At 65.7% G+C, this 14,088-nt stretch carries 8 protein-coding genes; 6 read left to right on the top strand and 2 right to left on the bottom strand.

Features of this window, described 5'->3' with window-relative positions; translation table 11 throughout:
• Positions 1-91: 91 nt before the first annotated feature.
• Positions 92-1,147: a flagellar motor protein MotA gene (locus FFS30_RS10955; RefSeq protein WP_137913164.1), complete on the bottom strand. Its 1,056-nt coding sequence runs from the start codon at positions 1,145-1,147 to the stop codon at positions 92-94.
• Between the two features lie 395 nt (positions 1,148-1,542).
• Between FFS30_RS10955 and FFS30_RS10950 the strand changes: the two genes are divergently transcribed.
• The 5 genes from FFS30_RS10950 (at position 1,543) to FFS30_RS10930 (ending at position 10,146) form a co-directional block, all read left to right on the top strand.
• Positions 1,543-3,066, top strand: coding sequence for an ankyrin repeat domain-containing protein (locus FFS30_RS10950; protein ID WP_137913163.1), 1,524 nt, complete (start codon positions 1,543-1,545; stop codon positions 3,064-3,066).
• Between the two features lie 210 nt (positions 3,067-3,276).
• Positions 3,277-3,858 (top strand): RNA polymerase sigma factor, encoded by a 582-nt coding sequence (locus tag FFS30_RS10945; protein WP_137913162.1) that lies wholly within the window; start codon positions 3,277-3,279, stop codon positions 3,856-3,858.
• A 35-nt stretch (positions 3,859-3,893) separates the two neighbouring features.
• Positions 3,894-4,889 carry a FecR domain-containing protein gene (locus tag FFS30_RS10940; protein WP_171014564.1) on the top strand — a complete coding sequence of 332 codons (996 nt, stop codon included), beginning with the start codon at positions 3,894-3,896 and terminating at the stop codon, positions 4,887-4,889.
• Between the two features lie 308 nt (positions 4,890-5,197).
• The gene (locus tag FFS30_RS10935; protein ID WP_212742455.1) at positions 5,198-8,176 is read left to right on the top strand and encodes a TonB-dependent receptor; all 2,979 of its coding nucleotides are present in this window, start codon (positions 5,198-5,200) and stop codon (positions 8,174-8,176) included.
• 17 nt (positions 8,177-8,193) lie between these two features.
• Entirely contained in the window at positions 8,194-10,146 is a 1,953-nt protein-coding gene (locus FFS30_RS10930; protein WP_137913160.1) for a prolyl oligopeptidase family serine peptidase, read from the top strand.
• Between the two features lie 71 nt (positions 10,147-10,217).
• Here the strand turns inward: FFS30_RS10930 and FFS30_RS10925 are convergent, their stop codons facing one another.
• The gene (locus FFS30_RS10925; RefSeq protein WP_137913159.1) at positions 10,218-12,518 is read right to left on the bottom strand and encodes a UvrD-helicase domain-containing protein; all 2,301 of its coding nucleotides are present in this window, start codon (positions 12,516-12,518) and stop codon (positions 10,218-10,220) included.
• 65 nt (positions 12,519-12,583) lie between these two features.
• On the opposite strand from FFS30_RS10925, the gene FFS30_RS10920 reads away from it, so the two are divergent.
• A complete protein-coding gene (locus FFS30_RS10920; RefSeq protein WP_171014563.1) occupies positions 12,584-14,071 on the top strand; it encodes a hypothetical protein in 1,488 nt (495 codons plus the stop codon).
• Positions 14,072-14,088: the final 17 nt, after the last annotated feature.

Raw genomic sequence — 14,088 nt, 5'->3', positions numbered from 1 at the left:
TGCACGGATAAACGCGGATCGAGAAAGAGGGGCAGTTCGATTTTTTGATCTATCCGTGTTCATCCGCGGAATCCGTGGCAAAAAAAGCTCTTCAAGCACCGTTGCGCTTGCCATCGACCGCAGCGGCGATCGTGCGCGAGAGCAGGCGGAATTCGCTGCGCAGATCGTCGGTCAGGCGCGCATTGTTGTTCGGCGCGGCGGCGAGCGTTTTCAGCACGTTCTTCAACTCTTCCTGGGTCTCGCTCATGCCGCGCATCTCGCGCGATTCGCGGCCGAGCAGATCGGCGAGGCGCGCGAGCTGCGTGTTGAGTTCGCCGAGTTGCTCGGAGGAATTGCGCCGTTCGCGCTCCGATTCGATCAGCGCGCGCTGCATGCGTTCGAGGCCGTCCGCGGTCTGTTCGAGCAGCGCCTGCACATAGGCCGGCACGTTCGCCTCGCCGTCACCCTGCAACGTGCCCGACGACAGCCGCGTCTGTCCCGACAGCCATTCTTCGAGTTCGTTATAGAAGCGGTTCTGCGCATGGCCGGTCTGCAGGTCGAGAAAACCGAGCACGAGCGACGAGGCGAGGCCGAACAGCGAGGTCGAGAAGCTCGTCGACATGCCGGACAGCGGTTCCTTCAGATGATTCTTCAGGTCGTTGAACATGGCGACCGGATCGGCGCCGACGCCGAGTGAGGCGATGATGTCGGCGACCGAGCGGATCGTCACAAGCAGGCCCCAGAACGTGCCGAGCAGACCGAGGAAGATCGCCAGACCGACCAGATAGCGCGACAGGTCGCGCGTTTCCTCGAGGCGCAGGTAGATGCTGTCGAGCAGCGAACGCAGGCTGGTCGTCGACAGCGAGAACTTCGAGCGCTCGCGGCCCGAGAGCATGCGCGCCATCGGCGCGAGCAGCTTCGGCGGCGCGAGCGGACGGCTGGGATCGGAGCGCTTGAACGTCTCGATCCATTCGACTTCGCGCGAAAGCTGCAGCACCTGGCGCAAGTTCCAGACGATGCCGAACAGCAGTACGACGAGAATCACGCTGTTGAAAAACGGATTCGCCTCGAAGTTCGCGAGCAGCTTCGGCGCGAGCAGGCCGGCGAGTACGGCGACGGCGACGAGAAATCCCGCCATCCAGACGAGCACTTGGGTGGGTTTGGTCATGACAGACGTTTCGGTGGGAGGGCGCGATCGGATCGGAACTGCTCTGTGACTGTGCGCTTCGCGCATTAGTTCCGTCGGCGAGCATGCCACCGTGGCGCGGCGGATGAAAGAAGCCGGTGCGATTTCGCCGTCGTCGCGCGCGGACCGGCGCCGTTCAGCGCCGGCGCGCCCGCTTGACACGCGATACGCCGGTCGCGTAGTTTTTCCGGCGCGCTGACAGGGCGCACCGCGTCCGCGGAAAGGGATACTCCCGCCTGTACGACGCTGGTCGATTCGCTCAAGACGAACCTCTTTCGCCCCATGTTGCGCGGACCCGGGGCCGATCCTTCAGAGGAGGCATTCGTCATGTTGCAACTCGTTCCGTTTTTCCGGGCGTCCGTCCAAGGCGGTGCGCGATGAAGCACTTCGCCGTCGAACCCCTGCCGCCGAGCCCCAATCTCGAACATCAGCAAAAGCTTGCCAAGCGCCTGTTGCGCGACGCCTGGGCCGGCGAGGCTGACGCGCTCGCGCGCGTGCGCACGTTCCTGCCGCAGGCGCCGAACCCCGATACGCTGAAACTGCACGACGCCCAGCTGGTCGTCGCGCGCGGCTACGGCTTCGATTCCTGGGCCGCGATGAAGCGCAAGATCGAGTCGCTGACTGCCTCGCCGCTCGAACAATTCGACATCGCCGTGCGCGAAGGCGACGCCGCGCGTGCGCGCGAGCTGCTCGCGGCGCACGCCGATGTGCGCGCAGGCATCAACGAGCGGCGTTTCGACTTCGACTCTCCGGCGATTCATCAGGCGAAGAAGAATCTGCCGCTCGTCGACGTGCTGCTCGAATACGGTGCCGACATCAACGCGCGCTCGACCTGGTGGGCCGGCGGTTTCGGCATCCTGGAATTCGATCTGAGCCTGGAGCAGGCCACGCCGCTGATCGAGCGCGGCGCGCGTATCACGCCGTGGGCGGCGGCCGGGCTCGGCTTGTTCGACGAATTGAAATCGATCATCGATGCCGATCCGAGCGCGGTCAACGCGCGCGGCGGCGACGGCAAGACCGTGCTGCACTGCGCCGCATCGTATGCGATCGCGGAGCTGCTGCTCGACCGCGGCGCCGACACGCGCATCCGCGACATCGACCACGGCGCGACGGCGCTGCAGTATCTGATTGCGGACGAGGCGGTCGCGCGTCTGCTCGTCGCGCGCGGCGCCGAGGTGGATATTTTCGCCGCGGCGCGATTGGGCGACGGTGCGTTGGTCGAGCGCTGCCTTCGCGACCCTCCGGCCTGTGCGGAAGCGCGGATCGATCGCGGCGCGTACGTGGCACCGGGCGGCCACATCTACGGCTGGACGCTCGGCTTCGATCTTTCGCCGGCCGACGTGGCGCGCAAGTTCGGGCATGCGCAGATCGCCGAGTCGATCGTGTCGCGGCTGTCGCCGAAGGCGCGGCTGATCGACGCCCTCTGGTGCGGCGACGGCGAGCGTGTCCGCCATGAACTCGCGCAGCATCCGTCGGCATTGAAGAATCTCGAAGCCGACGAGCGCGGCCTGCTCGCCGCGGCGGCCTGGTGGTATCGGCCCGACAGCGTGCGCTTGATGCTCGAAGCCGGCTTCGATCCGCACGCGACCGGCGCACACAACGCGACACCGCTCGACCGCGCCGGCTTCCACGGCTATGCCGATATCGTCGCCATGCTGCTCGCGCACGATGCGAATCCGCCCGTGGCCGCGCTCAACGAGTTCGGCGGCACGCCACTCGGCGCGTGCATTCATGGCTCGGTACACGGTTGGACGACAGGGCACCCGCAGGATCACGTGCGCACCTTGGCCCTGTTGCTCGAAGCGGGCTCGGCGCTCGATCCGACCGAACTGCCGAGCGGCAACGACGAACTCGACACGGTGATGCGCGCGTGGCTGAAGAAGGAGAGCGGGGCAGCTTAGTCGTGCTTCGCTGCGCGAAAGTATTTGCTTCTGCTGGCTGAAATCGAACGAGCGGCACGCGGGTCTTGCATCGTCCGCGTGACGCTTGCGTCGTTCGCACTGCGGTCTGCGATACACCGTACGAAGAGTGCACAGTTGGCACTTCGCTTGTCACCGCGTTGACAAAATGAGAGATTTCGGCACGCAGGTTGTACCGAAAGATTGGGGATCATGGCCAACGGCTCCGACAGCGCCTTTGAAGTTCTCGTCAACGAAGCTCCATCCGAAGAAAGTTTCCTGACCGAGGAAGCGCAGAGCTTCGACGCGTTCTTCAAGACCCACCAGGGCGCACTCGCCGGCTACCTGCGCCGGCGCACGGCGAGCGAGGAAGACGCGCAGGAGATCGTGCAGGAGAGCTACGCGCGCATCCTCAGCTACGGCTACGGCAGCTCACGGCCGCCCGGCGTGTGGAAGTCGCTGCTCTATCGCATTGCCTCGAATCTGGCCGTGAGCCGCCTGCGCATGGACCGGGCGCATCACGTCGCCGGCCGCCAGTCGATCGACGAGGTCGACCTGGTCTGCGAGGCGCCATCGCACGAGCATCGCATCACCGCCGGCCAGGAACTCGCGCTGATCCGCGCCGCCATCGCCGAACTTTCACCGAAGTGCCGCAAAGTATTTGTGCTGAGCCGCAGCGCCGGCAAAACCTATCCCGAGATCGCTGCGCTCTGCGGCATTTCGGTGAAGATGGTGGAGAAATACATTTCGCAGGCGCTCGCCGCCTTGCGCGGGAAATTGGGGGATCGCGGCTGAGCCGCGTCTTATTGGATATGGACCACACGGACAACATGGATCGAGTGAACAAACAGGCCGAGGATTGGTTCGCGCGCCTGCTGGCGCCGGACTGCAGCGCGCATGAGCGCGCCGAGTTCGCGCGCTGGCGCGACGCGCGCCCGGCGCATGCCGAAGCCTATGCGGCGACGCAGCGCCTGTGGGACCGGCTCGACGGGCTGGCCGACGATGACGTGATCGGCCCGTTCGTTGCCGAGGCGCTTGCCGGTGCCGACGCAGCCGCGACGCATGCGACCGCACCTGCGAAGCCCGCGCCGCGCCGCGCGCTGCGGCGCTGGGCGATTCCGACGGCGATGGCCGCGAGCCTGCTGCTCGCCGCATTGGCGCTGTACCAGGGCACGCGCATTGGTGTTGTTCCCGCGAAGGAATTCCACACCGGCGACGCGATCGACAGCGTCGTTCTCGACGACGGCTCGCGCGTGCGCATGGATCTCGCCACGCGCATCGACGTGAATTTCGGCACGCAGCGGCGCGACGTCGATCTGAAAAGCGGCCGCGCCGTCTTCGATGTCGCGCGCGACGGCGCGCGCCCGTTCGTGGTCGAGGCCGATGCGGCCACGATCACCGCGCTCGGCACGCGCTTCCAGGTCGATCGCGACGCCGGCGAAATCCGCGTCTCGCTCGCCGAAGGCGTGGTGACGCTCGGCCGCGCGGGCGACGCGGCTGAGGCGATGCGCCTCACGCCCGGCGAACAGGGCGTGTACTCGTTGCGCGACAAACAGTGGGCGAAACGCAAGATCGACATCGAACCGGGAATGAGCTGGGCGCTCGGCTTCCATGTGTTCGCCGACACGCCGCTCGACGACGCGGTGCGCCAGATCAACCGCTATTCGCCGCACAAGCTGCGCCTCGCCGATCCGACCCTGGCCGCATTGAAGGTCAGTGGCAGTTTCCATATCGGCAACGCGGAGATGATCGCGCGCGCGCTGCCCGAGGTGCTGCCGGTGCGCGTGAGCAAGGACGGCGACGATATCGTCCTCGCGCGTCCTTAGAGCTTGCCGGCAAATAAGAAATCGTTCGTTCTGAGCGTAGCAAAGCTTTGCTTCGCGAAGTCGAAACACGGGGGATTTCACGGCTTGCGGCACTTCGACTTCGCGCCTTTGGCGCTACGCTCAGTGCGAACGCATTTGCGAACGGGCTATTTGTGTACAGGCTCCTGGTGAGTTCTATGCAGACGCAAATTTCCGATTCGGAAAAATTTTTCCGAATCCGGTAGGGGGTGTTGGGCCTCGAGCGTCCAAGGCAAGTATGGCCGTGCGGCAATGGTGCCGCCGGCTTGCTTTCCTCGGGGTGTCGATTCATGGGGTCAAATAGGTATAACAAGGGCGCGGCTTCGCGCCTGCGATGGGTTCTCGTTGGTTTATTGGCTTGCGCGGGCGCCGCGCAGGCACAGGCGGGTGCAGCGGAGCACGATTACGAAGTGCCGGCCGGCGATCTCGCCCAGGCGGTGAACAAACTCAGCCAGCAGAGCAAGATCCAGGTGATCTACGACCTGAGTCTGCTCAAGGGCAAGACCGCGTCGTCGCTGAAGGGCCACATGTCCCTGCATCGCGCGCTCGATCAGCTGCTTGCCGGCAGCGGCCTCAAGTGGGCGCAGACCGACGAGAACACGATCGTGCTGCAGCAGGCTGCCACGGCCGCGGAACCCGCGCCGCGCGCGCCGGCCGGCGAGGTCAAAGAACCGAAAGACAAGACGACCGTGGTGATGGAATCGGTCGGCGTGACCGCATCGCGTATCGATCGGCCCGATCTGGTCGCGCCGACGCCGTCGATCCCGATCACCGCCGAAGAACTCGAACTCGACTCGCGCACCAATATCGGCGCGGCGTTGAACGACCTGCCTTACTTCCGTGCGACCAGCTCGCCGCAGACCACCGGCTCGAACACGGGCGCGGGCAATGCGCCGGTCGACCTGCGTGGACTTGGCATCTCGCGCACGCTGGTTCTCGTGGACAGCCGGCGTATTTCCAGCGACAACGATCTGAACACCGTGCCGTCGATCCTGGTCAAGACGGTCGACGTCGTCACCGGCGGCGCGTCGGCCGCCTGGGGCTCCGGCGCCGTCGGCGGCGTGGTCAACATCACTCTGAATCACGATCTGCAGGGCGGCAAAGTCGGCATCCAGGGCGGGCGTTCAGCGTTCGACGACGCCGACGAGCGCCGCGTCGAAGCGGCCTGGGGCACCGCGTTTGCCGACGGCCGCGGCCACTTCGTGATCGGCGGCGAGTATCTCGACAACGACGGCATCGTGCCGCGCAGCGCGCGGCCGCGCGCGGGCCGCTGGGCGGTGATGAAAAATGCGAACGGGCAACTCGCGCTGACGCCCGACGTCGGTTTCTCCGATGCCGGCTACGGCGGCTTGATTCTCTCCGGCGTGCTCAAGGGCAAGGCGTTCAACCCCGACGGTTCGCTGCGCAATTTCGACTACGGCCGCGTCGTCGGCGCGGTCATGCAGGGCGGCGAAGGGCCGTCGAACGACGACTACAGTCCGCTCAGCGCGCCGCTCAAGCGCTACGCAGCCCTGGCCAGCGTGCGCTACGACTTGACCGATACCGTGCGCGCCACCGCCGACCTGCGTCATTCGCGCATGTTCAACAACTACATCTGGTTCGGCGACCACAACCGCGGCAACCTCACCGTGCAGGCCGACAACGCGTTTCTGCCGCAGGCGGTGAAGGACGCGATGGCCGCGGCCGGCGAAAGCCAGCTGCGCATCGGCCGCTTCAACGACGACATCAACTATCCGCACATCAACTACAACCGCGAGACGACGCAGGCGACTTTTGCGCTCGACGGCTACTTCGGCGAGAGCTGGCGCTGGACCGGCTACTACAGCCACGGCGATTACCAGATGAACATCGATACGCCGGGGTTCATCCTGTCGAAGGAGTGGAACTACGCGGTCGACTCGGTGATCGATCCCGCTTCGGGCAAGCCGGTCTGCCGCGTCACGCTGTCGAACCCGTCGGTGCATTGCGTGCCGATCAATCTGTTCGGCCGCGGTGCGCCGTCGAAGGAAGCCGTTGCCTACGTGACCGGCACGCCGCAACAGCGTTCGACCACCACGCTCGACACCTACGGCGCGAGCGTGCGCGGCGAACCGTTCTCGCTGCCCGCGGGTGAAGTGTCGGTTGCCTACGGTCTCGAAGGCCGCCGCGAAGCGATCGACCAGCGCGTCGGCGCGCAGGACGCGGCCAAGGCGTTCCGCTCGTTCAGCTTCAATCCGATGAAGGGCAGTTTCACGGTCAAGGAAGCATTCGGCGAAGTGCTCGTGCCGGTGCTGAAGGAAGTGCCCGGTTTTCAGAATCTCGCCTTCAACGCCGCGGCGCGCGTCTCCGACTACAGCACGACGGGTTCGATCTGGTCGTGGAAAGTCGGTGCGACCGACGAAGTGTTCGACGGCTTCCGCCTGCGCGCCGCGCGTTCGCGCGACATCCGCTCGGCGAATCTGTCCGAACTGTTCACCACGCTGACCACCGGCTGGAACAACGTGGTCGATCCGACCAACAACCAGACCGTGTACGCGCTGACCAACGGCGGCGGCAATCGCAACCTGCGTCCGGAAACCGCCGACACGACCACGCTCGGCGTGAGCTGGTCGCCGAAGTCGGTCGAGGGACTCGATTTCTCGCTCGACTACTTCAACATCGACATCCAGGACGTGATCATCGCGATCAATCCGCAGGACATCCTCAACCGCTGCCAGGCGGGCAATCAGGAGCTGTGCGCGCGCGTCGAGCGCGACAGCAGCGGCAATATCGTGCGCATCGTCAATTCGTTCACCAACCTTGCCCAGTACAAGACCGACGGCGCCGACCTCGAAGCCTCGTACAAGTGGAAGGTCGACTGGTTCGGCGTCGAAGGCCGTGCGCGCTTCCGCACGCTCGCGACCTGGGTGCACAGCCTGACCACCGACGACGGCGTGAACACTCTCGAATACGTCGGCTCGCAGGGCTATGCGTTCAACCTCGGCGTGCCGCGCTGGCGCGCGATCAGCAGCTTTTCCTACGACAGCGAGCGCTATTCCTTCAACGCGCGGGCGCGCTACATCTCGGCCGGCAAATACGACCGCAACCAGGCCATCGTCAACAACGAGATCGGCAACTACGTGTATTTCGACGTCGGCGGTGCGTACCGCTTCGGCAAGGACAACGCGTTCGAGGCGTATGCCAACGTCAGCAACCTCGGCAACAAGAAGTCGCCGATCGGTTCGACCTTCTCGCCGTACTACGACGTGATCGGACGCTATTACACCGCGGGCTTCCGCTACAAATTCTGAGGCGCAAGAGGATCGACATGAACAAACCATCGTCCACCGCGCTGCTCGCGGCACTGATCTCGATCTCGGCGGTCGCCGCGGCATCGCCGACGGTGACACCGCCGCCGTCGATCGTCGCCGATCAAGTGCCGCCGATACCGGAGGCCACGGCCGCGGCCACGCGGCGCTATCTGGAATTCCGCACCGCGAAGTTCCTTGGCTGGAACGCGGCCGACCATTCGGTGCTCGCGAAGACGCGCTTCGGCAGCACCGAGCAGTTGATCAGCGTGAGCGCGCCCGGCTCGGCGCGGCGGCAGATCAGCTTCGAGGCCGAGCCCGTGCCGTACGCGAGCCTGTCGTCGAAAGACGGCACCGTGGTCGTGCAGAAAGACCAGGGTGGCGACGAGTTCTACCAGCTCTACCGGCTCGACGCCGGGCAACTGACCCTGCTCACCGACGGCAAGGCGCGCAACTGGTTCGGCGCGTGGAGCCGCGACGGCAAATCGGTCGGCTACGCATCGAGCCGGCGCAATGGCGCCGACATGGACTTGTACATGGTCGATCCGCGCGATCCGTCTTCCGACCGCCTTATCGCGCAGGTCAGCGGCGGCGGCTGGAACGTCAGCGACTTCTCGCCCGACGGCGACAGGGCGCTCGCGGTGAACCGCATGTCGATCACGCACTCGGTCGTGGCCGAGATCGACCTGAAGAGCGGCAAGCTGCGCACGATCGCCGGCGAGAAGGAAAACGTCTCCTATACCGACGCGCACTACGCGGCCGACGGAAAATCGATCTGGACTATCTCGAACAAGGGATCGGATTTCCAGCGCCTCGGCAAACTCGATCGCGGCTCGGGCAAATTCACGCCGGTGATCGCCGCGGCGAAATGGGACGTTTCCAATGTCGCCTTCGCTGCCGACGAGAGCTTCATCGCCTACGCGACCAACGAGGCCGGCGTGTCGCGGCTGTACGTCTACGACACGGCCTCCGGCGCGAGCCGCCGCGTCGACGGGCTGCCCGCCGGCGTGCTCGACTGGAGTTTCGGCAAGCTGCTGCAGGTGGCGCCGTGGGGCGAGATCGGCCTGAGCATGTCGGCCGCACGTGTGCCGGGCGACGTGTTCACGGTTGATGCGAAGACCCTCGCAGTGAAACGCTGGACCTACAGTGAGGCCGGCGGTCTCGACGTGGCGAAAAACCGCGAGCCCGAACTCATCGCGATCAAGAGTTTCGACGGCGAAGCGATGTCGGGCTTTCTCTATCGGCCCGATCCGCAGCGTTTCCCGGGCAAGCGTCCGCTGGTCGTCGACATCCACGGCGGTCCCGAAGGGCAGAGCCGGCCGAACTATCTCGGCGAAGACAATTACCTGGTCAACGAACTCGGCATCGCCTTGTTCTATCCGAACGTGCGCGGTTCCGACGGCTACGGCGCGCGTTTCCTCGGTCTCGACAACGGGCCGTGGAAGCGTGAGGACACGGTCAAGGACATCGGTGTTTTCCTCGACACCCTAGCGGCCGATTCCGCACTCGACGCGTCGCGCTTCGCCGTCTACGGTTTCAGCTACGGCGGCTACATGTGCTACGCCTCGGCGACGCACTTCAGCGCCAAGCTGCGCTCGGCGAGCTGCGCCGTCGCGATATCGGATTTCGTCACCTTTCTGACCAACACGCAGAAGTACCGTCAGGATCTGCGCCGCGTCGAGTACGGGGACGAGCGCGATCCCAAGCAGCGCGCCAAGCTGGTCGAGATTTCGCCGATGCACAACGTCGGCAATATCCGCATTCCGATGATGGTCGCCGCGGGCGGCAACGATCCGCGCGTGCCGGCCAGCGAGGCCAAGCAGATGGTCGATGCGCTGCGCAAGCAGGGCAACGAGGCCTGGCACGTGCTCGCCAAGAACGAAGGCCACGGCTTCCACAAGCGCGAGAACAGCGATTTTATTTTCTGGACGCGTGTGGAGTTCTGGAAGAAGACTCTGCTTTCGCAGCCCTGACCGGGCCGGGGTGATTTGCCCAATGCAGGCGATCGGCGCCCCACGGCGCCGATCGCGTTTTGGGCACGCGCTTATAGCGGCGTCAGATTCGCATAGGCGAGCACGAGCCATTTCGCGCCGGCGTCTTCGAAGTTGACCTGCACGCGCGCATGCGCGCCCGAGCCTTCGGCGTCCATGACCACGCCTTCGCCGAAACTCGCATGGCGCACGCGCTGGCCGAGTTTGAGCTGGGTCACTTCGAGTGCGTCGGCGACGTAGTGATTGCTCGATAGCGGGCGCGAGACTTGCACGCGTGGACGCACTTCGTGCAGCAGTTCGCGCGGCAGTTCGTGCAGGAAGCGCGACGGGCGGTTGTAGCTTTCCATGCCGTGCAGGCGGCGCGATTCGGCGTAGCTCAGCATCAGCGTTTCGCGCGCACGCGTGATGCCGACGTAGGCGAGGCGGCGCTCTTCTTCGAGACGGCCCGGCTCGTCGAGCGAGCGCTGGCTCGGGAACAGGCCGTCTTCGAGGCCGACGAGGAAGACGATCGGAAATTCGAGCCCCTTGGCCGAGTGCAAGGTCATAAGCTGCACGCAGTCTTCCCAGGCCTCGCCCTGCGACTCGCCCGCTTCGAGCGCGGCATGGGCGAGAAACGCGGCCAGTTCGCCAAGGCCCGCGTCGAGGTCTTCGGGCGTGCGCTCGAAGCGGCTGGCGACGTTGACCAGTTCGTCGAGGTTCTCCACGCGCGATTCGGCGCTGCCGCGCGCATCGGCTTCGTAGAAATCGCGCAGGCCAGACTTTTGGATCGCGATATCGATTTGTTCGGAGAGGGGCAGGGATTCGGGATTCGAGATTCGGGATTCGGAAGAACCGGAATCTGATCCCGGCATTGTTGCGTCTGGCGACGACCCCGGCTCTTGCTCTACCAATCCCGAATCCCCAATCCCCAATCCCGGCCTACCCCCACAATCGCGTGCCAGGGTCTCGATCAGTTCGACGAAGCCGCGCAGCGCATTCTTCGCGCGCCCGGCCAATCCGCCGGTGATGAACTCGGCGAGCACGGCGTCCCAGAGCGACGAGGCGTCGCGTCGCGCGCGCTGGCGCACGGTATCGAGCGTGCGTTCGCCGATGCCGCGCGGCGGCGTGTTGACCGTGCGTTCGAACGCAGCGTCGTCGTGGCGGTTCGCGACGAGGCGCAGATAGGCGAGGGCGTCCTTGATTTCGGCGCGGTCGAAGAAGCGCAGGCCGCCGTAGACGCGATAGCGGATGTCGTGCTGGATCAGTTGTTCTTCGAAGTTGCGCGACTGCGCGTTCGAGCGGTACAGGATTGCGCAGTCGCGAGCGTTACCGCCCTGGCGTATGTGTTCGCGGATCGCTTCGATCACGTAGCGCGCTTCGTCCTGCTCGTTGTAGGCGGCATAGACTGAAATCGGCTGGCCGGCGTCGCCCGAGGTCCACAACTGTTTGCCGAGGCGGTCCGGATTGTTCGCGATGATCGCGTTCGCGGCTTTGAGGATCGTGCCGGTCGAACGGTAGTTCTGTTCGAGGCGGATCGTCTTCGCGTTGCGGAAGTCCTTGAGGAACTGATGCACGTTCTCCACGCGTGCGCCGCGCCAGCCGTAGATCGCCTGATCGTCGTCGCCGACGACGAAAACCTGGCCGGTGTCGCCCGCGAGCACGCGTACCCAGGCGTACTGCAGCGTGTTGGTGTCCTGGAACTCGTCGATCAGCAGATGCCGCCAGCGTTCGCGGTAGTGGGCGAGCAGGCGGTCGTCGGTGAGGAACAGCTCGTGCGCGCGCAGCAGCAGCTCGGCGAAGTCGACCAGGCCGGAACGCTGGCACTGTTCTTCGTAAGCCTTGTAGATATCGACCAAGCTGCGCGTCAGCGGGTTGCCTTCGCGCTCGAAGTTCGCCGGCCGCTTGCCTTCGTCCTTCGCGCTGTTGATGAACCAGGCCGCCTGGCGCGGAGGAAAGCGCGACTCGTCGAGGCCGAGCGCGGCGATCGTGCGCTTGATCAGGCGCTGCTGGTCGTCGCTGTCGAGGATCTGGAAGGTCTCCGGCAGCCTGGCCTCGCGCCAGTGCTGGCGCAGCAGGCGATGGGCGATGCCGTGGAAGGTGCCGACCGTCAGCCCGCGCGTGTTCAGCAGCGAGGAGCGTTCGAGCAGCGTCTGCGCGCGCGTGCGCATCTCGCCCGCGGCCTTGTTGGTGAAGGTGACCGCGAGTACCGACCACGGCGAGGCGCGCTCGACTTCGAGCAGCCAGCCGATGCGGTGGGTGAGCACGCGCGTCTTGCCGGAGCCGGCGCCGGCGAGAACCAGATAGTGTCCGAGCGGCGCGCTGACCGCTTCGCGCTGGGCCGGGTTGAGATCGTCGAGCAGATACGAAACATCCATTGCGGCAATTGTAATGGGGCGTGCCGTAATCTGGTCAGTGAATGATCGAGACGAAGAGGATCGATATGGCCGATATGCGTTCCGGATCGGGCAGGGCGCGCAAGCTCGCGCTGTGCTGCTGCGCGTGGCTGCTGCCGGCCATCGCCACGGCCGCGGCCGACGAAGCCTGGCGCTACCGCGCGGTGTTCGACGCGGCCAAGCAGAGCATGCGCGTGAGTGTCTGCGCGCGCGACGCGCACGCGCGGATCGCGTTCGCCGCGGATTCGGCCTGGGCGATGCGCTTTATTGCCGACATTGCCCGCGACGGCAGCGGCGCCATGACCCAAGGCTCGGGCGGCTGGAGCGCGGACGATTGGCATGCCGGCGAATGTCTGTCGTATCGCGCCGATCTCGCTGCGATCGCGGCCGAGCACAAGCCCGACGTCGGCTGGCGTTCGGGAGATGACATCGTCGCCGCGCCGCAGTTGTGGCTGCTGCGCCCCGACGCGCCGGCGGGCGAGGCGCGCATCCGCGTCGAATTGCCCGCGGGATGGTCGATTTCGGCGCCGTGGCGCAGCGTGCTTGCGCCCTCGCCGACGAAAGGTGACGAAAAGCAGCCGCCCAAGGATGTGGCGATCAAAGAATTCGTTATTCCCGATACGCCGGCCGATTGGTCGGCATCGGTCGCCTTCGGCCATTTCGACGAACGGCGCATCGAACTGCCCGGCGGCGTACTGCGCCTGTCGATTCTCGGCGGCGTCGAGCCGGCGCAGAAGGAAAAACTTGAGCGCTGGTTCGGCCGCGTCGCGCGCGCGGTGCTCGGCGCCTATGGCCGCGTGCCGCTGCCCGACGTGCAGGTGCTGATGATCCCGGTCGCCGGCCGCGGTCGCGCGGTCGTTTTCGGTCAGTCGGTGCGCGGGCAGGGCAATGCGCTGCAGCTGCTGATCGATCCGAGCCGTGCGGAAAGCGAGTTCGATGACGACTGGATGGCCGTGCACGAACTCAGTCATCTCATGCATCCGTATCTCGGCGATCGCGGTTCCTGGCTCGCCGAGGGCCTGGCGACCTACTACCAGAATGTGCTGCGCGCGCGCGGCGGTTTGCTCACGCCCGCGCAGGCCTGGGACCGGCTGGCCGAGGGATTCGGCCGCGGCGCCGGCGCGGGCGGCGACGAGACCTTGGAGCAGACCGCCGAAGGCATGGAGCACACGCACAATTTCCAGCGCGTGTATTGGGCCGGCGCGGCGTTCTGGCTGACCGTGGACCGCGATCTGCGCCGCGCGAGCGGCGGCAAGGTCGGTCTCGACACGGCGCTGTCGCGTTTCCGCGATGGTTCTCTGCCGGCGTATCGGCAATGGCGGCCGGAGGATTTCGTTGCCAAGCTCGATGCGCTCGCAGGTTCCACGCTGATCTCGGCACGCTATCGCGAATTCGCCGCGATGCGCGGTTTCCCCGACTGGCGATCTATTTACGCCGATCTCGGCATCGGCGACCGCGGCGGTCGCATGCGCTTCGACGAGCAGGCGCGCGATGCGGCGATCCGCGAGGCGATCATGCGGCCCAAGGCGAATTAATCGGCGGCAATCGCCGA

Source organism: Rudaea sp. 3F27F6, assembly GCF_005503555.1.
Taxonomy (GTDB): Bacteria; Pseudomonadota; Gammaproteobacteria; order Xanthomonadales; family Rhodanobacteraceae; genus Rudaea.
This window is presented reverse-complemented; position numbering and strand designations above follow the sequence as displayed.